Source organism: Methylobacterium ajmalii (genome assembly GCF_016613415.1).
In the GTDB taxonomy this organism is placed as follows: Bacteria; Pseudomonadota; Alphaproteobacteria; order Rhizobiales; family Beijerinckiaceae; genus Methylobacterium; species Methylobacterium ajmalii.
In genome coordinates, this window is sequence record NZ_JACWCT010000128.1 from 26,262 (window position 1) to 50,974 (window position 24,713).

The 24,713-nt window shown below is 70.4% G+C and carries 26 protein-coding genes and 2 tRNA genes; 9 read left to right on the forward strand and 19 right to left on the reverse strand.

What is annotated here, in order from left to right; translation table 11 throughout:
* Positions 1-26 precede the first annotated feature (26 nt).
* The 8 genes from HPY23_RS24060 to HPY23_RS24095 form a co-directional block, all read right to left on the reverse strand.
* Positions 27-1,136 carry a polyamine ABC transporter substrate-binding protein gene (locus tag HPY23_RS24060; protein ID WP_060849557.1) on the reverse strand — a complete coding sequence of 370 codons (1,110 nt, stop codon included), beginning with the start codon at positions 1,134-1,136 and terminating at the stop codon, positions 27-29.
* 9 nt (positions 1,137-1,145) lie between these two features.
* Positions 1,146-1,505 (reverse strand): RidA family protein, encoded by a 360-nt coding sequence (locus HPY23_RS24065; protein ID WP_091888307.1) that lies wholly within the window; start codon positions 1,503-1,505, stop codon positions 1,146-1,148.
* Between the two features lie 366 nt (positions 1,506-1,871).
* Positions 1,872-2,891 carry an ABC transporter ATP-binding protein gene (locus tag HPY23_RS24070; protein WP_060848623.1) on the reverse strand — a complete coding sequence of 340 codons (1,020 nt, stop codon included), beginning with the start codon at positions 2,889-2,891 and terminating at the stop codon, positions 1,872-1,874.
* Between the two features lie 7 nt (positions 2,892-2,898).
* Positions 2,899-3,939, reverse strand: coding sequence for an ABC transporter ATP-binding protein (locus HPY23_RS24075; RefSeq protein WP_175540010.1), 1,041 nt, complete (start codon positions 3,937-3,939; stop codon positions 2,899-2,901).
* Entirely contained in the window at positions 3,936-4,850 is a 915-nt protein-coding gene (locus HPY23_RS24080; RefSeq protein WP_091888311.1) for an ABC transporter permease, read from the reverse strand. Before HPY23_RS24080 ends, HPY23_RS24075 begins: the two co-directional genes overlap by 4 nt.
* Positions 4,851-4,854: 4 nt before the next feature.
* A complete protein-coding gene (locus HPY23_RS24085) occupies positions 4,855-5,808 on the reverse strand; it encodes an ABC transporter permease (protein ID WP_048429155.1) in 954 nt (317 codons plus the stop codon).
* Positions 5,809-6,114: 306 nt separating this feature from the next.
* Positions 6,115-7,743, reverse strand: a complete 1,629-nt coding sequence (locus tag HPY23_RS24090; RefSeq protein ID WP_060848627.1) for an ABC transporter substrate-binding protein — start codon at positions 7,741-7,743, stop codon at positions 6,115-6,117.
* 150 nt (positions 7,744-7,893) lie between these two features.
* Complete coding sequence (locus HPY23_RS24095) at positions 7,894-8,439, reverse strand: TetR/AcrR family transcriptional regulator (RefSeq protein WP_236012619.1); 546 nt, start codon at positions 8,437-8,439, stop codon at positions 7,894-7,896.
* Positions 8,440-8,537: 98 nt separating this feature from the next.
* Between HPY23_RS24095 and HPY23_RS24100 the strand changes: the two genes are divergently transcribed.
* Complete coding sequence (locus HPY23_RS24100; RefSeq protein WP_091888315.1) at positions 8,538-8,933, forward strand: DUF2306 domain-containing protein; 396 nt, start codon at positions 8,538-8,540, stop codon at positions 8,931-8,933.
* A gap of 12 nt (positions 8,934-8,945) precedes the next feature.
* Here HPY23_RS24100 and HPY23_RS24105 read toward each other — a convergent pair whose 3' ends face one another.
* Entirely contained in the window at positions 8,946-9,695 is a 750-nt protein-coding gene (locus tag HPY23_RS24105; protein WP_091888317.1) for a sulfate transporter family protein, read from the reverse strand.
* A 150-nt stretch (positions 9,696-9,845) separates the two neighbouring features.
* Here HPY23_RS24105 and HPY23_RS24110 point away from each other — a divergent pair, with 150 nt between their 5' ends.
* Entirely contained in the window at positions 9,846-10,235 is a 390-nt protein-coding gene (locus tag HPY23_RS24110) for a DUF3775 domain-containing protein (RefSeq protein ID WP_058618262.1), read from the forward strand.
* A 120-nt stretch (positions 10,236-10,355) separates the two neighbouring features.
* On the opposite strand, the gene HPY23_RS24115 is transcribed toward HPY23_RS24110, so the two are convergent.
* From HPY23_RS24115 to HPY23_RS24150, 8 genes are all read right to left on the reverse strand, one after another.
* Positions 10,356-11,756: an NAD(P)(+) transhydrogenase (Re/Si-specific) subunit beta gene (locus HPY23_RS24115; protein ID WP_091888319.1), complete on the reverse strand. Its 1,401-nt coding sequence runs from the start codon at positions 11,754-11,756 to the stop codon at positions 10,356-10,358.
* A gap of 4 nt (positions 11,757-11,760) precedes the next feature.
* Positions 11,761-12,210 carry a proton-translocating transhydrogenase family protein gene (locus HPY23_RS24120; RefSeq protein WP_060848633.1) on the reverse strand — a complete coding sequence of 150 codons (450 nt, stop codon included), beginning with the start codon at positions 12,208-12,210 and terminating at the stop codon, positions 11,761-11,763.
* Positions 12,211-12,227: 17 nt separating this feature from the next.
* Positions 12,228-13,370 (reverse strand): Re/Si-specific NAD(P)(+) transhydrogenase subunit alpha, encoded by a 1,143-nt coding sequence (locus HPY23_RS24125; protein WP_060848634.1) that lies wholly within the window; start codon positions 13,368-13,370, stop codon positions 12,228-12,230.
* A 201-nt stretch (positions 13,371-13,571) separates the two neighbouring features.
* Positions 13,572-13,865, reverse strand: a complete 294-nt coding sequence (locus HPY23_RS24130; protein ID WP_060848635.1) for an aa3-type cytochrome c oxidase subunit IV — start codon at positions 13,863-13,865, stop codon at positions 13,572-13,574.
* A gap of 243 nt (positions 13,866-14,108) precedes the next feature.
* Positions 14,109-15,476: an ABC1 kinase family protein gene (locus HPY23_RS24135; RefSeq protein WP_060848636.1), complete on the reverse strand. Its 1,368-nt coding sequence runs from the start codon at positions 15,474-15,476 to the stop codon at positions 14,109-14,111.
* A gap of 186 nt (positions 15,477-15,662) precedes the next feature.
* Positions 15,663-15,920 carry a metal-sensitive transcriptional regulator gene (locus HPY23_RS24140; protein ID WP_200601722.1) on the reverse strand — a complete coding sequence of 86 codons (258 nt, stop codon included), beginning with the start codon at positions 15,918-15,920 and terminating at the stop codon, positions 15,663-15,665.
* A gap of 453 nt (positions 15,921-16,373) precedes the next feature.
* Positions 16,374-16,449: transfer RNA gene (locus HPY23_RS24145), tRNA-Ala, on the reverse strand.
* Positions 16,450-16,558: 109 nt separating this feature from the next.
* Positions 16,559-16,634: transfer RNA gene (locus HPY23_RS24150), tRNA-Ala, on the reverse strand.
* A gap of 109 nt (positions 16,635-16,743) precedes the next feature.
* Between HPY23_RS24150 and HPY23_RS24155 the strand changes: the two genes are divergently transcribed.
* The 4 genes from HPY23_RS24155 to HPY23_RS24170 all read left to right on the forward strand — a co-directional run bounded on the left by HPY23_RS24155 (position 16,744) and on the right by HPY23_RS24170 (position 20,052).
* On the forward strand, positions 16,744-17,031 hold the full coding sequence (locus HPY23_RS24155; RefSeq protein WP_060848638.1) for a YggT family protein: 288 nt from the start codon (positions 16,744-16,746) through the stop codon (positions 17,029-17,031).
* A gap of 7 nt (positions 17,032-17,038) precedes the next feature.
* Entirely contained in the window at positions 17,039-17,356 is a 318-nt protein-coding gene (locus HPY23_RS24160) for a DUF167 family protein (protein ID WP_060848639.1), read from the forward strand.
* A 197-nt stretch (positions 17,357-17,553) separates the two neighbouring features.
* Positions 17,554-18,600 carry a MaoC family dehydratase gene (locus tag HPY23_RS24165; protein WP_091888321.1) on the forward strand — a complete coding sequence of 349 codons (1,047 nt, stop codon included), beginning with the start codon at positions 17,554-17,556 and terminating at the stop codon, positions 18,598-18,600.
* Positions 18,601-18,765: 165 nt separating this feature from the next.
* Positions 18,766-20,052, forward strand: coding sequence for a methyl-accepting chemotaxis protein (locus HPY23_RS24170; protein WP_060848640.1), 1,287 nt, complete (start codon positions 18,766-18,768; stop codon positions 20,050-20,052).
* A gap of 77 nt (positions 20,053-20,129) precedes the next feature.
* Here HPY23_RS24170 and mntR read toward each other — a convergent pair whose 3' ends face one another.
* Both mntR and HPY23_RS24180 read right to left on the reverse strand, forming a co-directional pair.
* The gene (gene mntR, locus HPY23_RS24175; RefSeq protein ID WP_060848641.1) at positions 20,130-20,588 is read right to left on the reverse strand and encodes a manganese-binding transcriptional regulator MntR; all 459 of its coding nucleotides are present in this window, start codon (positions 20,586-20,588) and stop codon (positions 20,130-20,132) included.
* Between the two features lie 151 nt (positions 20,589-20,739).
* A complete protein-coding gene (locus tag HPY23_RS24180; protein ID WP_091888323.1) occupies positions 20,740-21,693 on the reverse strand; it encodes a LysR family transcriptional regulator in 954 nt (317 codons plus the stop codon).
* Positions 21,694-21,976: 283 nt separating this feature from the next.
* Here HPY23_RS24180 and sdhC point away from each other — a divergent pair, with 283 nt between their 5' ends.
* From sdhC to sdhA, 3 genes are read left to right on the forward strand one after another with little or no spacing between them, the layout of a single operon-like run.
* The gene (sdhC, locus tag HPY23_RS24185) at positions 21,977-22,396 is read left to right on the forward strand and encodes a succinate dehydrogenase, cytochrome b556 subunit (RefSeq protein ID WP_060848643.1); all 420 of its coding nucleotides are present in this window, start codon (positions 21,977-21,979) and stop codon (positions 22,394-22,396) included.
* Positions 22,397-22,413: 17 nt separating this feature from the next.
* Entirely contained in the window at positions 22,414-22,815 is a 402-nt protein-coding gene (gene sdhD, locus HPY23_RS24190; protein WP_060848644.1) for a succinate dehydrogenase, hydrophobic membrane anchor protein, read from the forward strand.
* A gap of 38 nt (positions 22,816-22,853) precedes the next feature.
* On the forward strand, positions 22,854-24,680 hold the full coding sequence (gene sdhA, locus HPY23_RS24195; RefSeq protein WP_091888325.1) for a succinate dehydrogenase flavoprotein subunit: 1,827 nt from the start codon (positions 22,854-22,856) through the stop codon (positions 24,678-24,680).
* The last annotated feature ends 33 nt before the right edge of the window (positions 24,681-24,713 follow it).

Consider the following 24,713-nt stretch of genomic DNA (forward strand, 5'->3'; position numbering starts at 1 on the left):
AGCGGGCCTTTCTCGTGAGCGGGGCCTCAGCGCCCGGTGCGCACCCGGGTCCAGAGCCGGGTCACCAGCCGCTGGGTGCGGTCGTCGTAGGCGGTGTTGGTGAACAGGCGCCGGAACGTGGCGTCGTCCGGGTAGATCCCGGGATCCGACAGGATCTCGGGCTTGACCAGGGCCTTGGCCGCGAGGTTGCCGCTCGCATAGGCGACGAAGTTGGTGTTGGCCGCCGCAACTTCCGGCCGCATCATGAAGTCGATGAAGGCGTGCGCCTCCGCCGCGTGGGGGGCGTCCTTCGGGATCGCGAAGGAATCGAACCACATCAGCGCGCCCTGCTGCGGGATGACGTAGGCGATGTCGACGTCGTTCTTCGCCTCGCGGGCGCGGCGGCGGGCCTGGAGCACGTCGCCCGAATAGCCGACCGACAGGCAGACGTCGCCGTTGGCGAGCTGGTTGATGTACTCGGAGGAGTGGAATTTCTGCACCGCGCCGCGGATGCGGAACAAAGCCTCGCCGGCCTTCTCGAGGTCGTCGACCCGTCGCGTGTCGGGCTTCAGCCCGATCGCCTGGAGCACGCTCGGAAAGATGTCCTCGGGGGCGTCCAGCATCGTGACGCCGCAATCCTTGAGCTTGGCGACCAGCTCCGGGCGCAGGACGATGTCCCAGGTGTTGAGCGGCTGTGTCGCGCCCAGGCGGGCACGCACCAGGGCGGTGTTCATGCCGATCCCGGTCGTGCCCCACATGTAGTCGACCGCGTAGGCGTTGCCCGGGTCGTAGACGGCGAGCCGCGCGGTCACCTCGGGCCAGGCGTGCTTGAGGTTCGGCAGCTTCGCCTTGTCGAGGGGCTGGAAGACGCCCGCCTTGATCAGCCGCTGCAGGAACGGGCCGGAGGGCACCACGATGTCGTAGCCCGAGCGGCCGGCGAGCAGCTTGGTCTCGACGATCTCGTTGGTGTCGTAGGTGTCGTAGACCACCTTGATGCCGGTCTCGCGCGTGAACGCGTCGAGCATCTTGGGGTCGATGTAGTCCGACCAGTTGTAGACGTTGACGACCCGCTCCGGCGCGGCCGCCGCGGGGCCGGCGGCCACCGCCGCGAGGGCGAGGAGGCAGGCCGAGGCCCGCAGGAGACCGCGCCGGAGCAGCCGCATCGGTCAGGCTCCGATCGCGGCGATGATCGAGATCTCGACCTTATATTGCGGGCCGGCGAGCTTGGCCTCGACGGTGGCGCGGGCCGGGGTGTGGCCGGCTGCGACCCAGCCGTCCCAGGCGCGGTTCATCTCGGCGAAGGTCGACATGTCGGCGAGGTAGATCGTGGCCGAGAGGAGCCGGCTCTTGTCGCTGCCGACGCTGGCGAGCAGGGCGTCGATCTGGGCGAGGATGTCCTTGGTCTGCGCCTCGACGCCCTCGTCGTTCGAGACGTTGTCGGCGACCTGACCGGCCAGGTAGGCGGTGCCGTTATGGACCACGGCCTGGCTCATCCGGGGGCCGGTCTCGAAACGCGTGATGGTCATCGGGATCTCCAGGTAATTGACGGTCGGGGAGGCTTGCGGTCGAGCGCTCCGGCGCCTTGTGCCGTCGAAGGCGGGGCCGCGTAAAGGGCCCGGGCGGGAAACCCGGAACCGTCGAGGACAGGGCGGAGGAGGCGAGAGCGCCGACGAGCCGCGACCCGCCGAATCCGGGCGGCCGCGATGGCGCGAAGAATGTCCGCGCCCCGTCGTCGGCCTCACCCGGCGCGATCATCGGATCGTGCGTCGACAGGCAAAGGGCGCCGGGCGGTGCGGCACAGGTCACCTGCCACGCCCCGACGGTGCCCGGTTCGCCATCGCCGCCCGGCATGCCGGGCGGGAGGCGCGACCGGTATACGCCCATCGCGACGTTCAGGCCGCGGGCGCGGTCCCGTCCAGGCGCACGCAGCGCGCCGCGTGCCCCGGGGCCACCGCCACCCGGGCCGGCAGGCCCTCGCGGCAGGCCGGCACGACGAGGCCGCAGCGCGGCTCGAACGGGCAGCCCGGGGGCGGGTCGGCGAGATCCGGGGGCGAGCCGGGAATCGTGGCGAGCCGCACGCCCTTGGGCGAATCGGGGGTGATGCGCGAGGCGAGCAAGCCTTGCGTGTAGGGATGGGCCGGCCGGCCGATCACCTCGCCGCTCGCTCCGACCTCCACGAGGTGGCCGCCATACATCACCGCCACACGGTCGGCGACCTGGACGGCCACGCCGACATCGTGGGTGACGAAGATGACGGCGAGGCCGAGGTCGCGCTGCAATTCCCGCAGCAGCAGCAGGATCTGGATCTGTACCGTGGCGTCGAGCGCCGTCGTCGGCTCGTCGGCGAGCAGCACCTTGGGCCGGCAGGCGAGCGCGAGCGCGATCATCGCGCGCTGGCGCATGCCGCCCGACATCTCGTGCGGGTAGGCGTCGAGGCGCCGGGCCGGGGAGGGGATGTGGACGCGCTCGAACAGCTCCAGCGCCCGGGCGCGGCCGGCGGCGCGGGAGACGCCCTCGTGGCGCATCACGGCCTCGGCGATCTGGTCGCCGATGCGGTAGACCGGATCGAGGGCGAGGCCCGGATCCTGGAAGATCATCGCGACGGTGCCGCCGCGATAGGCCGAGAGCGCCTTGCGCTTGAGGGACAGCACGTCGTGCCCGTCGACCCGCAGGTGCCCGGCGATGCGGGTGCGGGATTCCGGCAGGAGCCGCATCAGGGCCCGCAGCGTCACCGACTTGCCGGAGCCGGATTCGCCGAGGAGCGCCAGGGCCTCGCCGGCCCGGATCGAAAAATCGACCCCGCCGACCGCCCGGACGGGTTTTCGGCCGCCCAGGAAGTCGACCGTGAGGTCGCGGACCTCGATCAGGGCGTCGGAGGCGGTGCTGCCGGTCGCGCGAAGGGGTGCGTTCATGTCAGCCTCACGCCGCCATCGGGACCGGGGGAGCCTCCGGGTGGCCGGAGCCCGCCGCCGCCATGTGGCAGGCGGCGAAGTGCGCGGGCGCCACCGGGTCGAGGCCGGGCTCGCGGGTGCGGCAGACCTCCGCGGCGAACTGGCAGCGGGTGTGGAAGCGGCAGCCCGGGGGCGGATTGATCGGGTTCGGCGGATCGCCGGTGAGCGGCGCTTCCTCCAGCCGCGCGTTCGGGTCGGTCGAGGGCTGGGAGGCCAGCAAAGCCGCCGTGTAGGGGTGGCGCGGGGTGCCGAGGATCGCGTCGGCCGGGCCGATCTCGGCGACGCGACCGAGATACATCACCATCACCCGGTCGGACATGAAGCGCACGACGTTGAGGTCGTGCGAGATGAAGATGTAGGTCAGGCCGAATTCCTGCTTGAGGTCGGTGAGCAGGTTGAGCACCTGCGCCTCCACCGACTTGTCGAGGGCCGAGACCGCCTCGTCGAGGATCAGGAGGCGCGGCTCGAGGGCGAGTGCGCGGGCGATGTTGACCCGCTGGCGCTGGCCGCCCGAGACCTCGTGCGGGTAGCGGCCGCCGAAGCGCCGCGGCTCCAACCCGACCCGGCGCAGGAGGTCGTGGGCCCGCGACAGGGCGGCGGCCGCGGACAGCCCGTGCGCCTTCGGGCCGAAGGCCACCGATTCCTCGACGGTGAGGCGCGGGTTGAGCGAGGCGTAGGAATCCTGGAAGACCATCTGCACCTGGCGGCGATAGGCCTTCAGGTCGAGGGCGCGGGAACCGAGCAGCTCGCCGTCGAAGACGATGTCGCCCTTGTCCTGCCGGGCGATCTGCATCAGCAGGCGCGCCGTCGTCGACTTGCCGCAGCCGGATTCGCCGACGACGCCCAGCGTCTCGCCCTTCATCACGGAAAAGTCGACGCCGTCGACGGCGCGCACAGCCGGGCCCTTGCCGAACAGCCCGCCCTTGCCGGGAAAGTGCTTCACCAGGCCGTCGACGGTCAGCAGCGGCTGCGCGGGGCCGCCGCGGTCGCGGGGATCGAGGTCGGTCACTGGCGCACCTCCATGGCCGAGCGCAGGCCGTCCGACAGAAGGTTGAAGGAGATCGAGGTGAGGAAGATCATCACGCCGGGAAGCGCCGCCACCACCGGGTTGACGTAGATCGCGGTGCGCAGGGTGTTGAGCATCAAGCCCCATTCCGGCTCGGGCGGCTTCACGCCGAGGCCGAGGAAGGACAGGCCCGAGGCGAGGATCATCGAGACCGAGATCAGGCTGGTGGCGTAGACGAAGACGGGGCCGAGCACGTTGCCGAGCACCTGGACGCGGACCACCGTGAACGGGTTCGCCCCCGAGACCCGGGCAGCCTCGACGTAGTCGCGGTTGCGGATCTGCACCGTCACGCTCTCGGCGACGCGGGTGATCTGGGGCACGAACACGACGGTGAGCGACACGATCGAGTTGAGGATGCCGGCACCGAGCGCCCCCGAGAGCGCGATGGCGAGGAGCACCGAGGGAAACGCGAAGAACACGTCGACCACGCGCATGATCACGGTGTTGACCCAGCCGCCGGCATAGCCGGCGAGGATGCCGAGGCCGGAGCCGACGAAGAACGCGATGACGACCGGCAGCACGCCCATGAACAGCGACAGGCGGCCGGCGTAGAGCAGGCGCGTGAGCATGTCGCGGCCGAGCTCGTCCGAGCCGAGCCAGTAGGTCGCGTCCCCGACATGGCGCAGGCGTCGGACCATCGAGCCCTTGAACGGGTCCATCGGCGCGATGAGCGGCGCGAAGATCGCCGCGAGCACGATGGCGAGGATGACGCAGGCCGCAGTCATCGCCACCGGATCGCGCAGGAGGCGGCGCAGCACGCTGCCCCAGTAGCCGCGCGAGGCGACCGCCGGGATCTCCGGAGGAGCGACCGCCGCGACCGGATCGCCGCTGGCGAGGGAGGTCTGGATGGTCATGCTCTCACGCCCTCTCGATGCGGGGGTCCAGCGCGGTCTGCACCACGTCGACCAGGAGGTTGAGGGTCACGAAGAACATCGCGAGCACCAGGATCGTGCCCTGCAGCAGCGGCAGGTCGCGCTGGAAGATCGCGGCGTTGAGGAGGAAGCCGGTGCCCGGCCAGGCAAACACGGTCTCGATCAGGATCGAGCCGCCGAGCAGGTAACCGAGCTGCAGCCCCATGATGGCGATGGCGGTCGGCGCCGCGTTCTTGACGACGTGGCGAAAGACGCCGAACTCCGACAGGCCCTTGGCGCGCAACGCCTGGACGAAATCCTGGTGCAGGATGTCGCCGACGAGCGCCCGGACGGTGCGGGAGATCACCCCCATGGGGATCACCGACATGGTGATGGCCGGGAGCAGGATGTAGCGCAGGTGCTCGAGGTCCGGGAACCAGTTGCCCGAGCCTTGCGGCCCCGCGCCCGTCGGCGGCAGCCAGCCGAGGGTGGCCGAGAAGATGATCACCAGGACGATGCCGAGCCAGTAGTGCGGCACGCTGACCCCGAACACCGCGATCGCCGAGGCGACCCGGTCGAGCCAGGAATCGCGGGCATAGCCGGCGACGAAGCCGAAGAAGGTGCCGAAGGTGAAGCCGATCAGCGTCGCCATCGAGGCGAGGATCAGGCTGTTGCCGACGGCGCGGCCGACCTCCGACAGGACCGGGCGGCCGGTGGCGATCGAGGTGCCGAGGTCGCCGTGCAGGATCTTCCAGAGCCACAGGCCGTACTGCACCGGCAGCGGCTTGTCGAAGCCGTAGGCCGACCGCATCTGCGCCTGCATCTCGGCGGTGGCGTCGACGGGCAGGATCGCGCTCAGGGGATCGCCGGGGGCGAGGTGGACGAGGAGGAAGCACACCAGGCTGACGCCCAGGGCGACCGGGGCGGCGTAGCCGATGCGCTTGAGGATGAAGAGGATCATGAGGCGGCGCCGTTTGTCGGGGTCGTGGTCCCGCCCGGCGTAGGACCGGGTGGGGTCGTGGTGTCTCCAGCGGATGTTCGACCGCTCTGTGCAACCCCTCCCACCCTCAACCTCATCCTGAGGTGCGGGGCGATCGAAGATCGCGGAGCCTCGAAGGAGGGCTCCAGAGAGCCCCGAGACTTCTGGAACCCTCCTCCAAGGTCAGTCCATCGTTGATGGACTGACACCTCGGGACGAAGTCGCGGGTGGGAGCAAAAAACCTCGTGCGCACCGGCCTCTGTCAAGCCGGTACAAATAAAATGCCATCTACTTCGCCATGGTGATCGGCGAGAAGTCCTGGAACCAGCTCTGGGCCTGGACGAAGCCCTGGACCTTCTTGCTCATCGCCCGCGGGTTGACGTCGTGTGTGACCATCAGGAACAGGGCGTCGTCGACGAACTTCTCGTGCACCTTCTGCAGCACCGCGACCTGCTCCTTCGGATCGAAGGTCGCCCGCACCTCGTCGAACAGCTTGTCCATCGCCGGGTCGCAGTAATAGCCCCAGTTGGTGCCGTTCGGCGGCGCCAGGTTGCACTGGGCGTGGCGGATGAAGGCGGTGAACGGGTCCTGGATCAGGTAGGAGTAGTTCATCGCGGTACCGCCGCGCGCGCTGTCGGACTTGGAGCCGGCCCGCCAGATGTTGATGAGCGTGTTCCACTCCACGACCTCGTAGTCGACCTTGATGCCGACCTCCGCGAGGTTCTGCTGCAGGAACTCGTTCATCGGCAGCGGCTGCATCTGGCCGGAGCCCGAGGCCGAGATCAGCACCTTGGTGGAGAGCGGCTTGTTCGGGCCGTAGCCGGCCTCCTTCAGCAGCTTCTTGGCGGCCTCCGGATCGTAGCCGAGCTTGAAGGTCGGCTTGCCGAACCAGGGATGGCCGGGGGTCAGGAAGCCCTCGGCCGGGGTGGCGAGGCCGCCCAGGAACTCCTTCAGGCCCTCGCGGTCGATGGCGAGGTTGGCGGCCTTGCGCACGCGGACGTCGTTCCACGGCGAGCCCTCGGCCCGCGACAGGTGCCAGGTCCAGTTGTGCGGGTAGAGGTTGGTGACGAGGGCAAAGCCCGCGGCCTTGAGCGAGGGCACCGCGTCGGGGGCCGGCGCCTCGATCCAGTCGACCTGGCCCGACCGCAGGGCGGCGACCCGGGCATTGGCCTCGGGCAGCGGCACCAGCACCATCTTGTCGAGCTTGGGAACGCGCGCCTTGTCCCAATACTCCTTGTTCGGCACCAGCTCGAGGCGCTCGCGCGGCACGAAGCCCGTCACCTTCCACGGACCGGTGCCGGAGGGCGCCTTGGCGACGGCATCCCAGCTCTTGCCCTGCTTCTCCCAGTTGGCGGGAGACGACATCAGGATCCAGGCGAGCTGGTAGGGGAAGGTCGCGTCCGGGGTCTTGGTGACGATCTCGAGCGTCATCGGATCGACCGCCTTGTAGGAGGCCACCGCCGGGATGCGGGTGCGCCCCTGCGCCGACTGGCGCGGGTCGAATTGCGGGCTGTCCGACTTCAGGAGCTTGTCGAGGTTCCACACCACGGCGTTCGCATCGAAGGCGGAGCCGTCGTGGAAGGTGACGCCGGGGCGGAGCTTGAAGGTCCAGCGGGTCTTGTCGGCGGGATCGATCGACCAGGAGGTGGCGAGGCCGGGGGTCAGGTCGGAGGCCTTGTCGGCCCGGCTGAGGTCCCAGTTGATGAGGGCGTCGTACACCGTGTAGCCGGTGAAGCGCATGCCCTCGCCGCCATTGTCGGCCTGGCCGGTGGTGAGCGGGATGTCGGAGGCGGTCATGCCGATGCGCAGCACGCCCTGCGCGCTCGCGGGCCCCGTCAGAGCGAGGGCGAGGGCGAGCCCGGACAGGGTCCGCCCGAGCGCGGACCGGCGCAGGGACGGGGGGGTGAGCAGCGGCATCGTCGATCGTCTCCGTGGGGTTGACGGACGACAGGATTGCAAGAGCCCTGCCAACCGCCTCGCCTGTGCCGGAGGCGCATCCCTGGAACTGGAATGCCTAAATTGTAGCCTGCCTCATTCGTAGGCGAATAAACGACGGTCGCGTTGCCTTCACACGAGGCAGGCTTCGGCCTGGGCGGCCTCGATCTGCCTGTCGGCGACGAGGTGGGCGAGGCCGTGGACCAGAGCCCAGGCCCGCAGGGCGTCGCGGTGGGCGGATGCCGAGGGCTCGCGTTCCGCCACCGCGCCCCGCAACGTCCCGAATGCCGCCGCGGAGGCCTCGGCAAGGTCGGGATGGGCGGCGCGGTCCAGGGTCCCGCCGAACATCAGCCGGAAGGTCGCGCGATCCCCCTCGGCGAAGCGCAGATAGGCCCGGCCGAGCGCCGTGAGCCGATCAGGCGGGCGCGCCTCGCCCGCCGCCCGGTCGAGCGCCCGGTGCAGGGCCAGGAAGCCCTCGGTCGCGAGCGCCGCGAGCAGCGCCTCGCGGCTCGGGAAGTGCCGGTAGGGCGCGTTATGCGACACGCCGGCGAGGCGTGCCGCCTCGCGAAAGCTCACCGCCTCGACCCCGCCGGAGCGCAGAAGATCCTGCCCTGCCGCGATCAGGCCGCGGCGCAGGTCGCCGTGATGGTAGCTCGCGCCGCCGCCGGATGTTGACAATGCCCACATGCTCCGTATGTTGCGCTTGTCAACATACGGGCCCCGGACGCCGCCGCAAGCTGCGACAGCCGGGTCGCACCGTGGATCGGGCCTGCGCCATGACCCTCCAGCCGCTGCTTCAGGCCTCGCCGGTGATCCAGGTCCACGCCGCGGCGGCCCTCGCCGCCTTGTTGCTCGGGGCGCTGCAGTTCGGGCTCCGGCGGGGCGGGGGGCGGCACCGGTGGATGGGCCGGCTCTGGGTCGGGCTGATCGCGGTGGTGGCGCTGAGTTCGTTCGGCATCTCGGGCCTGCGCCAGGTCGGACCGTTCAGCTGGATCCACCTCCTGTCGCTGTTCACCCTGGCGGCGTTGGTCCGCGGGGTGCTGCACGCGCGGCGCGGCGAGATCGCGGCCCATCGCTGGACCATGATCGGGCTCTATCTCGGCGCGCTGGCGGTCACCGGCCTGTTCACCCTGCTGCCCGGGCGGATCATGGGCCGCGTCGTGTTCGGGTGAGGGGAGGCGGCGTCAGCGCCGCCCCGCATCGAGCCGGTCCCGGTCCATCGCCACCGGCGGCCGGGCTTGCGGCGCCCGCAGCAGCCGGTCGCGGCTCAGGCCCTTGTGGACGTGGACCATCAGGGCGATGCCGAAGAGCGGGGTGATCAGGTTGACGACCGGCACCAGCATCAGCCCGGCCAGCAGCGCCCCGGCGAGCATCACGGTCGCGGTGTGGTGGCGCCGCATCGCGCCGGCCTCGGCCAGGGGCCGGAACCGGGCCGCGGCGAGCTCGAAATACTCGCGCCCGAGCAGGTAGGTGTTGGCGAGGAAGAACGCCGCCACGTTGATGCCCGGCACGAGCAGCAGCAGCAGCGCCGCGAGGTTGACGGCGAGCGCCAGCCCGGCGAACCGCGCCGTGTAGAGCATCGCCTGGCCGAACGGCATCGCCTGGCCCGGCACCTCGTCGGGAAAGTCGGTGCGCTCGACGATCGCGGCGGCATCGTCCAGGAAGTAGCCCGCCACCAGGATCGAGACCGGCGGCAGGATGTAGGCGAGGCCGACGAACAGCCCGGCCCCGGCCAGGAACGACGCCACGGCGTTGACCATGGCGTAGTCGGTCGAGATCGGGTGGGCGGCGATCAGCGCCGCGATGCCCTTGGACAGGCCGAACCACACCAGGAACAGCAGCCCGACCGTCAGGCCGAGGGACTTCCACAGGATCTGGCGGAGCGGCGGGGAAAACACCTGCCGCAGGGCCGCGAAGGCGGCGTTGATGAGCATCGAAGCCTCTCGAATGGGGCGCGCCGCCGCTCACTTGATGTCGAACGGCCCCGGCGTCCAGGGGCGAACCTCTGCGGCAGGCGAACCGGGCCACGCTTCGCGGGTTGAGGCTGCACAGCATGGCCTCCGCGCCGCGAGGAGTTTCGACCGATGGACATCGCCGTAGACAAGGTCAGTGAGTTCATTCTGCGCGCCCGCGCCCTCGACGTGAAGGAGGGTCTGAGCGATCCCGATTCCGGCTCGAACCCGATCGACGACGGCGCCCGCGACGTGCTGGTCGACGGCACCGACGACGCGACCGAGGAGGAACTGCGCGAGATGATCGCCGGGCTCAACGACGACGAGCGCGCCGACCTGGTGGCGCTGCTGTTCGTCGGCCGCGGCGACATGGAGCCGGAGGAGTTTCCCGACGCGGTGCGGCTGGCCCGCGAGCGCGAGGCCGCCGGCACCCGCACCGCCGACTACCTGCTCGGCATCCCGAATGTCGGCGACCTGCTCGACGAGGGGCTGGCGGCGATGGGCCTGAGCAGCACCGTCTGACCGGGCGTCGGCAAGCCCTGTCCGGCACGGCCGGACCCCTGAAACGCGAAAAGCGGGGCACGAGGCCCCGCTCTCCGTCCCGGACGATCGTCCGGTATCGCGCCCGGGCAGGCGCGGCGGTCAGAAGTTCTTGACGATCTCGTCGACCACCTTCTTGGCGTCGCCGAACAGCATCATGGTGTTGTCGCGGAAGAACACCTCGTTCTCGACGCCGGCATAGCCCGAGCCCATGCCGCGCTTGATGAACAGCACGGTCTTGGCCCGCTCGACGTCGAGGATCGGCATGCCGTAGATCGGCGATTGCGGGTCGGTCTTCGCGGCCGGGTTGGTGACGTCGTTGGCGCCGATCACGAAGGCCACGTCGGCCTGCGGGAACTCGCCGTTGATGTCCTCCAGCTCGTGCACCTCGTCGTAGGGCACGTTGGCCTCGGCGAGCAGCACGTTCATGTGGCCCGGCATGCGGCCCGCCACCGGGTGGATGGCGTACTTCACGTCGACGCCGGCCTTCTTGAGCTGGTCGGCCATCTCGCGGAGCGAGTGCTGGGCCTGCGCCACCGCCATGCCGTAGCCCGGCACGATGATGACCTTCTCGGCGTTCTTCATGATGAAGGCCGCGTCGTCCGCCGAGCCCTGCTTGACCGGCCGGGTCTCGACCTGGCCGCCACCCGAGGACGCCGCGGCGTCGCCGCCGAAGCCGCCGAGGATGACCGAGATGAACGAGCGGTTCATCGCGTGGCACATGATGTAGGACAGGATCGCGCCCGACGAGCCGACCAGCGCGCCGGTGATGATCAGCGCGAGGTTGCCCAGCGTGAAGCCGATGCCGGCCGCCGCCCAACCCGAATAGGAGTTGAGCATCGAGACCACGACCGGCATGTCCGCGCCGCCGATCGGGATGATCAGCAGGCCGCCGAGCACGAAGGACAGGATCACGATCAGCCAGAACAGCACCTTGCTGCCGCCGCCGATGAAGCCGACCAGCAGGGCGACCAGCACGACGGCCAGCACGATGTTGATGAGATGGCGCTGCGGCAGCATGATCGGCTTGCCCGACATGCGCCCGTCGAGCTTGAGGAACGCGATCACCGAGCCGGTGAACGTGATGGCGCCGATGGCCACGCCCAGGCCCATCTCGAACAGCGACTGCTTGTGGATCGCGCCGTTCTCGATGATGCCGAAGGCCTGCGGCGCGTAGAGCGCGCCGGCCGCCACCGCGACGGCGGCGAGGCCGACGAGGGAGTGGAAGGCCGCGACGAGCTGGGGCATCGCCGTCATCGGCACGCGCTTGGCGATCACCGCGCCGGCGCCGCCGCCGATGCCGAGACCCAGCAGCACCAGGAACCACGCCCCGACGCCGGACGGCGCGTGGCCGATCAGCGTCGTCAGGATGGCGATGCCCATGCCGATCATGCCGTACAGGTTGCCCTGCCGGGAGGTGGTTGGGTGGGACAGGCCCCGCAGCGCCAGGATGAACAGGACGCCGGAGACGAGATAGAGGAGCGAGGAGACGTTCTCCGACATCGCCTCAGGCCTTCTTCTTGTACATGCTGAGCATGCGCTGGGTGACGAGGAAGCCGCCGAAGATGTTCACGCTGGCGAAGACCAGGCCGATGAACCCGAAGAAGCGAGCCCAGCCGGTGCCCTTCTCGATCAGCGGGACGCCGACGGCGAGCAGCGCGCCGACCACGATCACCGAGGAGATCGCGTTGGTGACGGACATCAGCGGGGTGTGCAGCGCCGGGGTCACCGACCAGACGACGTAGTAGCCGACGAAGATCGCCAGCACGAAGATCGCGAGACGAAAGACGGTCGGATCGATGGCGCCGTGGGTCGCGGCGGCGAGGCCGTGACCGAGACCGTCGGCGATTGCTTGGGCCTGGGCGGCGGCACCGGTTGCCGCATCGGCGGAGATGCGGGCGGCGGCGGCGGCGGCGCGCGCCTGCTCTGCCGCCTGATCGGGAGTGAGAGTGGCCATGAGGTTCTCCGGCGGGCTCAGGCGGCCTTGGGCTGGAAGTTCGGGTGGACGACGGCGCCGTCGCGGGTCAGGCAGGTCGCCTTGACGAGCTCGTCGTCCCACTTCACCGCCAGCGCCTTCGAGGTCTTGTCGACCAGGGTCTCGACGAAGGCGTAGAGGTTGCGGGCGTAGAGGCTCGACGAGGTGGCGGCGAGACGGCCCGGCACGTTGGCGTAGCCGACGATCTTCACGCCCTTCTCGGTCTCCACGACCTCGTCGGCCTTGACGCCCTCGACGTTGCCGCCGCGCTCGACCGCGAGGTCGACGAGGACCGAGCCCGGACGCATCGCCGCCACCATGTCGGCGGTGACGAGCTTCGGCGCCGGCCGGCCGGGGATCAGCGCGGTGGTGACCACGATGTCCTGCTTGGCGATGTGGCTCGCGACCAGCTCGGCCTGCTTCTTCTTGTACTCGGCCGACATCTCCTTGGCGTAGCCGCCGGCGGTCTCGGCCTGCTTGAACTCGTCGTCCTCGACGGCGACGAACTTGGCGCCCAGCGACTCGACCTGCTCCTTGGCGGCGGGCCGCACGTCGGTGGCGGTCACCACCGCGCCCATGCGGCGGGCGGTGGCGATGGCCTGCAGCCCGGCGACGCCGGCGCCCATCACGAAGATGCGGGCCGCCGGCACGGTGCCGGCCGCGGTCATCATCATCGGCAGCGCGCGGCCGTAGACGGCGGCGCCGTCGACCACGGCGCGGTAGCCCGCGAGGTTGGCCTGGCTCGAGAGCACGTCCATCACCTGGGCGCGGGTGATGCGGGGCATCAGCTCCATGGCGATCGCCGAGACGCCGGCATCGGCCATCGCCTTGACCTCGGCCTCGTGGCCGTAGGGGTCCATGATGGCGATCACGATCGCGCCGCGCTTGAGCGCGGGCAGCTCCTCGGCGGCGGGACGGCGCACCCTGAGCACGATGTCCGCCCCGTCGGCCGCGGCCTTGGCGTCGGGCGCGATCGAGGCGCCGGCGGCCTCGTACTCGGCATCCGGCACGCCGGCTTTCAGGCCCGCGCCGGACTGCACCGTCACCTCGGCCCCGAGAGCCTTGTACTTCTTCACCGTTTCCGGGACTGCCGCGACCCGCGGCTCCGCCGGATCGGTCTCGGATAGGACCGCGATCCGCATTCAGACTTCCTTTGGTCGTTTACACGGCGCGGTGCGCCGATCCCCCCTTGCGGGCGGTGTGTACAAGGCCACGCCTGCCCCACAACTGTAAAGCCGTCCCCCCGGCAGAAGGGACGGCTCTGGTTACAAATCTTTAACCATTAAGTCACGCGCAATCTTTCGGCGCGTGAAAGGGGAGGGGCGGGCGGGCCGCCCGCCGCCTCAGTAGAAGGCGAGCATGAGGGCGAGCAGCACCGCCACGACGGCGGGCGCGCGCCAGCCGATCGCCGGGGAGAGGGCGCCGACGGCCCCGCCGATGCCGCCCAGAACGACGCCGACGATCGCGGTGATCCAGGCCTCGCGCACGCCGCCGACGGCAAGCGACAGGACCCAGCAGATCACGACGGTGGTGGCGATCTCGACGAAGCGCACGAAGCCCCGATAGGTGGCCTCGTGGGTCGGGCCGTCCATCTCCGGGCTGTAGGCGGAGTCGGTGGCGTGATTGATGTCGGCCATGATGCGGTAGACCCCGTCTTGTGCTCGTTGGCCGGGCTTTAGCGCATGCTCAAGGTCCCGGCAATCAGCCGATATGCGGTCCGCGCGCGACGGAACGGCCCGCTCGTTCCCGGGCAAGCCGTTGCGATATCTCGATTTTCACGGCTGGGCGAACGATCCGGCCCGGTGTCGGGTCACCCCCGGCCACCGGCCGGAGGTGCGGATCCGCACCTTTTTCCAAATCGAAGTCCCGCGCCCCCGGCCTCAGGCCGGTTGCGGCAGGCCGGCCTTCTCGAGTGCCGCGTGCTGGCGGGCGGCGAGATCGTCGAGGGAGAAGCGGTCGATCTGCGCCTCGAAGAGGCGGTGGTAGTTCAATTCCGAGCGCAGGTGCAGGAAAACCGCGCCGAGGCCCACCGCGGCCCGGTCCATGAACACGAATTCCCGCGGCACCGTGACGGGCCCGCGCTCCTTGAGGGCACGGTGAACCTCGAAGGCCTGGCGGCGGCCGTACTCGCTCGGCTTGACGCCGTCCGCCACCGTGCGGACCCGGTCCTCTAGCAGCGGCCCGTAGATGAAGCGGGCCCAGATGTTGAGGGTGTCGACGAGGTCGCGGGTGAGGTTGCGGAACCCCCAGCTTTCGTAGGCGTGGACGACGCGCGCCTGGTCGTCGTGCAGGAGCCCCTTGTAGAGGTCGACCACGCCGCCGACGAAGCGGGGGTGGAAGATGCGGATGCAGCCGTAATCGAGCAGGTTGATGCCCTGCGGCTCGCCGCCCTCGGAGAAGACCGTGTAGTTGCCCAGGTGCGGGTCGCCGTGGATCACCGCGGCACGGCTGAAGGGGTGCCACCAGGCCTGGAACATCGCGTGGGCGAGGCGGTTGCGCACCTCCAGCGGCCCGCCGGTGAAGTTCAGGATCTTCTCGCCCTCGAGCCAGCCCTGCGTGAGCAGGCGCCTGGTCGAGAGGTCGGGGAAGACGACCGGGACCCGCACCGTCTCGACGCCCTGGAGCACGTCGGCGTAGAGGGCGGCGTTCCGGGCCTCGCGGGTGTAGTCGAGCTCCTCCCGGACCCGGTCGCCGATCTCCTTGGCGATCTCGCGGGTGTCGATCACCGCGCTGATACGCCGGTGCAGGGCGAAGGCGAGCTCGAGCTGCTTGAGGTCCGCCTCGACGGCGGATTGCATGTCCGGGTACTGCAGCTTGCAGGCGAGCGCCACGCCGTCCAGCGTCTCGGCCCGGTGGACCTGGCCGAGGGAGGCGGCCGCCGCCGGGCGCAGGTCGAACGCGCCGAAGCGCTCCTTCCATTGCGGTCCCAGCTCGGCGGCCATGCGGCGCTTGACGAAGGCCGCGCCCATCGGCGGCGCCTCGGATTGCAGCTTCTGCAGCTCGGCGGCGTATTCGGGCGGCAGCAGGTCCGGCACGGTGGCGAGCAGCTGCGCCACCTTCATGATCGGCCCCTTGAGGCCGCCCAGCGCCTGGGCGAGGGCGGCGGCGCTGGACACGTCCTCGCCCTTGCGGCCGAGGAGCCGCGCGCCGGCCATCCGGGCGGCGACGCCGCCCACGTTGGCGCCGACCTTCGCGTAGCGGGCGGCGCGGGCGGAGAAGCGATTGGCTTCGCTGTCGGAGGCGGACATGCGGGACGGGGCTCGTGCGAGGATGCGCGCGGACGGGGCCGGGCGCCGGACTTGGAGCCTAGATAAGCCCGCGCTCCCGCACCGCCAGGGCGACCGGACAGCGCGGGGCGCCGCCCGTCCGCCTGCAGGGGCTCACGACTGGCGCAGGGCCGCGCGCAGGACCCGCACCATCTCCTCGATGGCGCCTTAGCGATCGTCGGATTTCGCCGCGTAGTCGACCGAGGCGTCGAGGTGCGAGCTGATGAGCTGCAGCACCGCCTCGCGCACCGCGGCCGTGATGGCGTTCATCTGCTGCACCTCGTCGAGGCAGTAGCGGTCCTCCTGGACCATCGCCTGGAGGCCGCGCACCTGTCCCTCGATGCGCTTGAGGCGCTGCAGGATCGGCTTCTTCTCCTCGTCGGTGCGGCGCACATGGAGCCGGCCGTCGACGTATTGGTAATCCATGGCGTGCCTTCCCCGACCGGGGGTCCGCTCGTCCGGGAGGGCGCGGGCGGCCCGGGCGATGTCGGGTCTGGTGAGTGATCGCCGCCCTATCCCTGAGGAACGGCAACCGTTCTTACATGCCGATCGGGCAGGTCAAGCTCAATCTTGGCCGCTCGGCTGGGCGCCCCCGGTTCCTTTGGGCTAACTCTCGTCGTGGGTGATCGGGGGAGCGGTCCCCTGCTCGCGCTTCGCGCCCGGTCCCGCCGGGTGGGGCCCGGCACCGGCTCCCTCCCGAGGGCTCGAACGCCGTGAAGTGGAACCGGTCCCGGCCGTGGAGGGACGGGCTCTCGCGCAGCAACAGGAGCGCATCCGGCCGGCACGGCCTGAAAACGAAAAAACCGGGCTACGGCTTGCGCCGCTCCCGGTTCGTCCCACCCCGATCAAAGTCGAGGCCGGTATCCACCAAAGAAGGTTTGGTGGAGCTGAGGGGATTCGAACCCCTGACCTCCGCAGTGCGATTGCGGCGCTCTCCCATCTGAGCTACAGCCCCGCCGTGAGCGGGCATATGTCATATCGCCGGAGCGATGTCACTACCCGGTGGCCTTCGCCACCTGACCTCTTCATCCGACCAACCCAGCGTTAACCACGCGAGGCAGGCCTGGTGGAGCTGAGGGGATTCGAACCCCTGACCTCCGCAGTGCGATTGCGGCGCTCTCCCATCTGAGCTACAGCCCCGTCCGAGGCGGGTGCCTTGTAGGCCGGCCCTTCTCAGCCTGTCAATTCCCTTGGTGGCACGGCCGCGTCGCGACTGCGCGCGGGCGCCCCGGGCTCGCACGGACCACGCATGCGCTCGATCCTCTGGCTCATCGACAACATCATCACGCTCTACGTGTACCTCCTGATCGCCAGCGCCGTGCTGAGCTGGCTGGTGACCTTCAACGTGGTCAACGTGCGCAACCCGATCGTCTCGCAGATCGGGGAGTTCCTGTTCCGGGTGACCGAGCCGGCCCTGCGGCCGATCCGGCGCATCCTGCCCAACCTCGGCGGCATCGACATCTCGCCGATCATCCTGGTGCTGGGCCTGTTCTTCCTGCGCAACCTAATGTTCGAGCTGCTCGCCGGCCTGGCGTAGGCCGGCGATGGACGCCCGGCCCTGGCGGGCGACCGCCGGGGGGATCGAGGTCCGGGTCCGGGCCACCCCGCGCGGCGGGCGCGATGCCCTCGACGGCATCGAGACCCGGGACGACGGATTGCCCGTGCTGAAGGTACGGGTGCGGGCGGCGCCGGAGGACGGCGCCGCCAATGCCGCGATCCGGGACGTGCTGCGGCGCGCGCTCGGCCTCCCGGCCTCGGCGGTGACGCTCGCGGCCGGCGCCACGGCCCGGATCAAGCTTTTCCGCATCACCGGCGACGGACCGGCTCTCGCGCGACGTCTCGAGACCCTGACCGATCCCTGATCCGGGACACCGCACGTCCCTCCGACCCCGGGCTCCCTTCGGACCCTTGGGCTGCGGTGGGGCTTGACCGTGGGGCGGGGCTGACCCTCAAATCCCCGTCGACGTCACCGGCCGGCCCCGTCCCGGCCGCACGGAACGAATCCCGGAGCCTGCCCGGCGCCCGCGCGCCCGGCGGGCTCTTGCACGAGAGGGCGACGATGAAGACCAATCCGGGCCGTTTCTTCGAGGATTTCCGCCTCGGGGAGACCATCCGCCACGCCACGCCGCGCACCGTGACCACGGGCGACGTGGCGCTCTACACCGCGCTCTACGGCCCGCGCTTCGCGGTGCAGTCCTCGGACGCCTTCGCGTCGGCCTTCGGCTACGCCCGAGCCCCCCTCGACGACCTGCTGGTCTTCCACGTCGTGTTCGGCAAGACCGTGCCGGACATCTCGCTCAACGCGGTCGCCAATCTCGGCTACGCCGAGGGGCGCTTCCTGCGGCCGGTCTATCCGGGCGAGACCCTGAACACGGTCTCGGAGGTGATCGGCCTCAAGGAGAGCTCGAACCGCCAGACCGGCGTGGTCTATGTCCGGTCCACCGGCACCGACGCCGCCGGGCAAGCGGTGCTGAGCTATTGCCGCTGGGTGCTGGTGCGCAAGCGCGACCCGGAGGCGGTCATCGCTGTCGAGGCCGTGCCGACGCTGGCCAAGGCGGTGGCGCCCGAGGAACTGGCCGCCGCCCTGCCGCCCCTGGACGCGGCCGCCTACGATCTCGGCCTCGCCGGCAGCCCGCACCGCCTCGGCGACTACGCGGTGGGCGAGCGCATCGACCACGTCGACGGCATGACCGTCGAGGAGGCCGAGCACCAGATCGCCACCCGGCTGTTCCAGAACACCGCCAAGGTCCATTTCGACGGCTTTGCGGCCAAGGACACCCGCTTCGGCAAGCGGCTGATCTATGGCGGCCACGTCATCTCGCTCGCCCGGGCACTCAGCTTCAACGGGTTCGGCAACGCCTTCTCGATCGCCGGCATCAATGCCGGCCGCCACGTCGCGCCGCTGTTTGCCGGCGACACGGTCTATGCCTGGAGCGAGGTCCTGGCGGTGGCGGAGCTTCCCGGGCGCGACGATGTCGGGGCGCTGCGCCTGCGCACCGTCGCGACCAAGAACCAGCCCTGCGCCGCCTACCCGGACAAGGCGGGGGAGGGCTACGACCCGGCGGTGATCCTCGACCTCGATTACTGGGCGCTGATGCCGCGCTGAGGCAGTTTCCGCGGGCGCCGGCGAGGACGGCGCCCGCTCCCGCCGTCGGGCCGGCCGTTCTCGGCAGGAGCGGTCGGGATGAGCCGGCAACACCATCGTGCCGTGACGTAACGCGTCGTTCATCGGTCGTCGGTAAGATCTGTCCAGGAACGATCGGACGACCCCATGCTGACGCGCTTTTCCCGCAAAGACGGATTTCTCGAACTTCTGGCGACGCGCGCCGGTGTGGGGCTCTGGGAGGTCATCCCGTTCAAGGGCGACCTGACCCATCCGAAGACCAAAGTGACCTGGACGCCGGAATTCCGGCGTGTCGTCGGCTACAAGACGATCGAGGACTACCCGGACACCCTGGAATCCTGGTCGAGCCGGATCTACTCCGAGGATGTCGAGCGGATCATGAGCGCCTTCGCGGCGGCGATCAAGGACGTCAAGAACCAGGGTGCCTACGACGTCCGCTACCGGATCGTGATGCCGGACGGGACGCCGCGCTGGTTCCGCGCCACGGGCGGCGCCGCCTACGACGCCAACGGCGTTCCGGTCCGGATCTGCGGCTCGCTCGTCGACATCGACGAGGAGACGACCATCAAGCTGCGCGACGAGGAACGGGCCAGGCGCCTGGAGGAACTGGTCGCCGGCTTCACCCGGGATTCCTCGGCCCTGCTTGCCGCCCTGTCGAACGCCGCCGCCGAGATGAACGGCGCGGCCTCCTCGATGGCCGGCACGGCGAGCCAGACCAGCGCCCGCTCGACGGAGGTCGCGGGGTCGGCCCAGCAGACGTCGAGCAACATCGGCACCGTCGCGGCGGCCTCCGAGGAACTCGGCAGCTCGGTCAACGAGATCGGCCGCCAGGTCCAGGGCTCGGCGAGCCTCGCCGAGGCGGCCGTGGTCGAGGCGGATTCAACCGCGCGCCTGGTGCAGGAATTGAGCGGCGCGGTGAGCAAGATCGGCGACGTGGTGAGCCTGATCTCGTCGATCGCCGGGCAGACCAACCTCTTGGCGCTCAACGCCACCATCGAGGCGGCGCGGGCCGGCGAGGCAGGCCGCGGCTTCGCGGTCGTCGCCGCCGAGGTGAAGGAACTCGCCAACCAGACCGCCAAGGCGACCGACGAGATCTCGGCGCAGATCTCCCGGATCCAGGATTCGACCGCCCAGGCGGTCTCGGCGATCGGCGGGTTCGGCGCGCGGATCCGCGAGATCAGCAGCGTCACGACCACCATCGCCGCCGCGGTCGAGGAGCAGAACGCCGCGACCCAGGAGATCGTCCGCAACGTCGCCCAGGCGGCCGCCGGCGCCGGCGACGTGATGGCCGGCACCGCCGGCGTCTCGGCCTCGGCCGCCGAGACCGGCGAGACCGCGACGCGGGTGATGAGCGCCTCGTCGCAGGTCTCCGAGCGCTCGCGCGAGCTGAACGCCCAGACGGAGGCCTTCCTGCGCAGCATGCGGGCGGCCTGACCGGGCCCCGCCGCGGCCCGCCCTCATCCCGCTGTCGTCCCCGAGGACCGGTGCGCCCGCGCGCCGGTCCCGCGGCGTCAGGCGTCGGTCCGGGCGGCGGTGAAGCGGCGGAACGCCTCCAGGGTCTCGCGGCTGACGTGGTGCTCGATGCCCTCGGCGTCGCAGCGCGCCACGTCGGGGCTGACGCCGAGCGCCAGCAGGAACGACTCGACGATGCGGTGGCGCTCCCGCGCCTCCGCGGCCAGCGTCCGGCCGGCCTCGGTGAGGAAGACCCCGCGATAGGGCCGCTGCTGCACCAGCCCGTCCTCGGCCAGGCGCTTGAGCATCTTGGCCACCGTCGGCTGGGCGACGCCGAGGCGGGCCGCGATGTCGACTTGGCGCGCCTCGCCGCCGTCGCCGATCAGGTCGGCGATCAGCTCGACGTAATCCTCGACCAGCTCGAGCCGGCGCGCCTCGCGCACCTGCCGGAAGCCGGCGGAATGCGCCTCGGCATCGACCAGGGCGGCGGGCTCGGGCGGGCGGTCGGTGTCCTGCATGGGGTGGGGTCGTCCGCCTCGTTCGCTGGCTCGGGGTGACGCAGTCTTACCCGAGGACGGGCCGGGTGTGCAGGGCCCCGGACCCGGCGATCCCCCGCGGCGGGCGGGCGTCCTAGGCAGACTTGCGTTGGCGGGCCAACGCTTCGCCCGCTCAAATTCTTGTTGTGTCGCAGATTTTCGGCGCCGAACCGGCGACCGCTTCGGCGAAATCCGCTGAGGCCCCCGGCAGCCGCAGGTCGGCGACGAAATCCTGTGCGAACGGGGGGAGGGCGGCGAGGTCCCGTACGCAGATCGTGAGGTCGCGCACCGCCCAGGGGTCATCGAGGGCGACCGGGGCGATCGCCATGGTGCGGGCGGCCCGGCGCGCGGTCGTCTCCGGCACGATGCCGAGGCCGACGCCGCACTCGACCAGGCGGCAGACCGCGTCGAAGCCGCGCAGCTGCACCCGCAGGCGCAGGGGCTGGCCGCTGCGTCCGGCCTTGGCGGCGAGGAAGCGGGTGAGCGCGCTCGCCCGGTCGAGCCCGACGAGGTCGTGGCCCAGCACCTCCGCGAAGGGCACGGACGGCCGCGCCGCCAGCGGGTGGCCCGCCGCCACCACCAGGACGAAGCGGTCGCGGCGGAACGGGTAGGTCTCGAGGCTGCCGGTCTCGACCGTGCCGGCGACGAGGCCGAGATCCGCCGCACCTTCCGCCACGAGACCGACGATCTCGTCGGAGAGCCGCTCCTCGATGTCGACGCTCACCCCCGGATGCCGGGCGAGGTAGGCCGAGAGCACCTCCGGCAGGAACTCGGTCAGGGCGTTGGTGTTCGACAGGACGCGGATCTGCCCTGCAGCCCCGCCCGCGAAGGCGGCAAGGTCGCCCTGCAGGCGCTCGACGTTGCCGAGGATCTGGCGGGCGTGGGCCAGCAGCGTGCGCCCGGCGGGGGTCGGCGTGACGCCGAGCCGGGCCCGGACCAGCAGGGCGGCGCCGAGCGACGCCTCCATGGTGCGGATGCGGTGGCTCGCCGCGGCAAGCGCCAGGTTCGCCCGGTTCGCCCCGTGGGTGATCGATCCCGCCTCGACGACGTGGCGAAACAGGCTGAGATCGACGAGATCGAAGTGCATGGCGCCCCCGCGAGGCGTCCGGCGGCCCTGTCTTCGGCCGAACGTTTCGCCGACCACGAAGGTAGACCGGGGCGGACCACGATGACCAGGGGCGGGTTTGGCCTTCGCGGTTCGCGAAGGCTGGGTCAACGAGAATCGCATTGCGAACTGGACGCATTCCAGAGAGACAGGTCGCGGCTTGTGTCACGCGTGTGGACCGGCGGCCACGTTGCGCTCGCGCGGCGGAGCCGATAGGTGACCCAGTTTAGAGCCGGTACAGACCAGGAATCGTTCGAGGATCACGATGGCGGACACCGCAAGGCCCACCAACCCCGCCGGCAGGCCGGTCGTGCGACCGCTCTCGCCCCATCTCCAGATCTACCGCTGGACCTGGACCATGGCGATGTCGGTGGCCCACCGCATCACCGGCGTCGCGCTCTACGGCGGCACGGCGTTGCTCGCGCTCTGGCTGGTCGCGCTCGCCGCGGGCCCCGGCGCCTACGGCCCGGTGGCGTGGTTCTTCGGCTCGATCCTCGGGCGGCTGATCCTGTTCGTCTATACCTGGATCCTGCTGCACCACATGCTCGGCGGAATCCGCCACCTGGTCTGGGATTTCGGCCACGGCATGGAGCCCGGCACCCGCATCGCGATGGCGCGCCTCACCCTGGTGGGCTCGACCGCGCTAACGCTGGTGATCTGGTTCGTCGCCCTGCTGGCCCGCTGAAGAGGGAGACCGACACGATGGCCGAACCCCGTCCCTCGATCCGCACCGCCCGCGCCCGCATCAGCGGCCTGGGACCGGCGCATCACGGCACCCGCGAGTGGTGGATGCACCGCGTCACCGCGGTCGCCAACGTGCCCCTCGTCCTCGCCTTCGTGGTGATCGTCGCCATGATGGCCGGCCGGCCCTACCCGGAGGCGGCCGCCCTGGTGTCGCACCCGCTGGTGGCGATCCTGCTCATCCTTGGCGTCCTCTCGGTCACCAACCACATGCGGATGGGCCTGCAGATCGTCATCGAGGACTACGTCCACGACAAGGGCCTGCGCATCGCCGCGGTCATCGCCAACAACTTCTACTGCGTCGTCGTCGCGGTCGCCTGCCTCTACGCCATCGTGCGCGTGAGCCTGCGGGCCTTCGTGTAACGGCAGACCGCGTCACGCCAGATACGGGAACCTCGCCCATGGCCTCCACCGCTTCCGCCGCGCCGGCCCAGAACGGCAAGGCGTACACCATCATCGACCACAGCTTCGACGTCGTGATCGTCGGCGCGGGCGGCGCGGGCCTGCGCGCTACCGTCGGCTGCTCGCAGGCGGGCCTGCGCACGGCCTGCATCACCAAGGTGTTCCCGACCCGCTCGCACACCGTGGCGGCGCAGGGCGGCATCTCGGCCTCGCTCGGCAACATGGGGCCGGACGACTGGCGCTGGCACATGTACGACACCGTGAAGGGGTCGGACTGGCTCGGCGACCAGGACGCGATCGAGTACCTGGTGCGCAACGCGCCGGCCGCGGTCTACGAGCTCGAGCATTGGGGCGTGCCGTTCTCGCGCACGGCCGAGGGCAAGATCTACCAGCGCCCGTTCGGCGGCATGACCACCGATTACGGCAAGGGCACCGCCCAGCGCACCTGCGCGGCGGCCGACCGCACCGGCCACGCCATGCTGCACACCCTCTACGGCCAGGCCGTGAAGGCGCAGACCAACTTCTTCATCGAGTACTTCGCCCTCGACCTGATCATGGACGAGGAGGGCCGCTGCCGCGGCGTCATCGCCATCGACCAGGCGACCGGCGAGATCCACCGCTTCCGCGCCGCCACGACGGTGCTGGCCACCGGCGGCTACGGCCGGGCCTACTTCTCGGCGACCTCGGCCCATACCTGCACCGGCGACGGCAACGCCATGGTGCTGCGCGCGGGCCTGGCGCTCGAGGACATGGAGTTCGTCCAGTTCCACCCGACCGGCATCTACGGCGCCGGCTGCCTCATCACCGAGGGCTCGCGCGGCGAGGGCGGCTACCTGACGAATTCCGAGGGTGAGCGCTTCATGGAGCGCTACGCCCCCTCGGCCAAAGACCTCGCCTCGCGCGACGTGGTCTCCCGCTCCATGACCATGGAGATCCGCGCCGGCCGTGGCGTCGGCAAGGGCAAGGACCACATCTTCCTCCACCTCGACCACCTCGACCCGAAGATCCTGCACGAGCGCCTGCCCGGCATCTCGGAGAGCGCGAAGATCTTCGCCGGCGTCGACGTGACCAAGGAGCCGATCCCGGTCATCCCGACCGTCCACTACAACATGGGCGGCATCCCGACGAACTTCCACGGCGAGGTGCTGACCCTGAAGAACGGCAACCCGGACCACGTGGTGCCGGGCCTGATGGCGATCGGCGAGGCGGCCTGCGTGTCGGTCCACGGCGCCAACCGCCTGGGCTCGAACTCGCTCATCGACCTCGTGGTGTTCGGCCGCGCCGCGGGCCTGCGCTGCGCCGAGACGGTGGAGAAGGGCGGCCGCCTGCCGGAACTGCCGAAGGACTCCGCCGACAAGGCGCTCTCGCGCCTCGACCGCTTCCGCTACGCCAACGGCGGCACGCCGACCGCGGAGCTGCGCCTCGAGATGCAGAAGACGATGCAGAACAACTGCGCCGTGTTCCGCACCGGCGAGGTGCTGGAGGAGGGCAGGGGCCTGATCAACAAGGTCTGGGCCGGCACCGACGACGTGAAGATCACCGACCGCTCGCTGGTCTGGAACACCGACCTCCTGGAGACCCTGGAATACGACAACCTGATCGGCCAGGCCGTCGTCACCATGGAATCGGCCGCCAACCGGACCGAGTCGCGCGGCGCGCATGCCCGCGAGGACTTCCCGGACCGCGACGACAAGCAGTGGATGAAGCACACGCTCGCCTGGCTCGACCCCGATGCCCGCAAGGTCGCGATCGATTACCGGCCGGTCCACACCTACACGATGTCGAACGACATCGCGTATATCGAGCCGAAGGCCCGCGTGTACTGATGATGACGACCGGCCGTCCCCGCGCAGCGGGCC

Coding starts and splice junctions, on each gene's coding strand:
- HPY23_RS24180 (WP_091888323.1), bottom strand. CDS start 21,693: ATGCACTTCGATCTCGTCGATCTCAGCCTGTTTCGCCACGTCGTCGAG.
- HPY23_RS24160 (WP_060848639.1), top strand. CDS start 17,039: ATGGACGCCCGGCCCTGGCGGGCGACCGCCGGGGGGATCGAGGTCCGG.
- HPY23_RS24085 (WP_048429155.1), bottom strand. CDS start 5,808: ATGATCCTCTTCATCCTCAAGCGCATCGGCTACGCCGCCCCGGTCGCC.
- HPY23_RS24130 (WP_060848635.1), bottom strand. CDS start 13,865: ATGGCCGACATCAATCACGCCACCGACTCCGCCTACAGCCCGGAGATG.
- HPY23_RS24070 (WP_060848623.1), bottom strand. CDS start 2,891: ATGAACGCACCCCTTCGCGCGACCGGCAGCACCGCCTCCGACGCCCTG.
- mntR (WP_060848641.1), bottom strand. CDS start 20,588: ATGCAGGACACCGACCGCCCGCCCGAGCCCGCCGCCCTGGTCGATGCC.
- HPY23_RS24100 (WP_091888315.1), top strand. CDS start 8,538: ATGACCCTCCAGCCGCTGCTTCAGGCCTCGCCGGTGATCCAGGTCCAC.
- sdhC (WP_060848643.1), top strand. CDS start 21,977: ATGGCGGACACCGCAAGGCCCACCAACCCCGCCGGCAGGCCGGTCGTG.
- sdhD (WP_060848644.1), top strand. CDS start 22,414: ATGGCCGAACCCCGTCCCTCGATCCGCACCGCCCGCGCCCGCATCAGC.
- HPY23_RS24065 (WP_091888307.1), bottom strand. CDS start 1,505: ATGACCATCACGCGTTTCGAGACCGGCCCCCGGATGAGCCAGGCCGTG.
- HPY23_RS24170 (WP_060848640.1), top strand. CDS start 18,766: ATGCTGACGCGCTTTTCCCGCAAAGACGGATTTCTCGAACTTCTGGCG.
- HPY23_RS24080 (WP_091888311.1), bottom strand. CDS start 4,850: ATGACCATCCAGACCTCCCTCGCCAGCGGCGATCCGGTCGCGGCGGTC.
- HPY23_RS24120 (WP_060848633.1), bottom strand. CDS start 12,210: ATGGCCACTCTCACTCCCGATCAGGCGGCAGAGCAGGCGCGCGCCGCC.
- HPY23_RS24105 (WP_091888317.1), bottom strand. CDS start 9,695: ATGCTCATCAACGCCGCCTTCGCGGCCCTGCGGCAGGTGTTTTCCCCG.
- HPY23_RS24135 (WP_060848636.1), bottom strand. CDS start 15,476: ATGTCCGCCTCCGACAGCGAAGCCAATCGCTTCTCCGCCCGCGCCGCC.
- HPY23_RS24110 (WP_058618262.1), top strand. CDS start 9,846: ATGGACATCGCCGTAGACAAGGTCAGTGAGTTCATTCTGCGCGCCCGC.
- HPY23_RS24090 (WP_060848627.1), bottom strand. CDS start 7,743: ATGCCGCTGCTCACCCCCCCGTCCCTGCGCCGGTCCGCGCTCGGGCGG.
- HPY23_RS24140 (WP_200601722.1), bottom strand. CDS start 15,920: ATGGATTACCAATACGTCGACGGCCGGCTCCATGTGCGCCGCACCGAC.
- HPY23_RS24165 (WP_091888321.1), top strand. CDS start 17,554: ATGAAGACCAATCCGGGCCGTTTCTTCGAGGATTTCCGCCTCGGGGAG.
- HPY23_RS24155 (WP_060848638.1), top strand. CDS start 16,744: ATGCGCTCGATCCTCTGGCTCATCGACAACATCATCACGCTCTACGTG.
- sdhA (WP_091888325.1), top strand. CDS start 22,854: ATGGCCTCCACCGCTTCCGCCGCGCCGGCCCAGAACGGCAAGGCGTAC.
- HPY23_RS24125 (WP_060848634.1), bottom strand. CDS start 13,370: ATGCGGATCGCGGTCCTATCCGAGACCGATCCGGCGGAGCCGCGGGTC.
- HPY23_RS24115 (WP_091888319.1), bottom strand. CDS start 11,756: ATGTCGGAGAACGTCTCCTCGCTCCTCTATCTCGTCTCCGGCGTCCTG.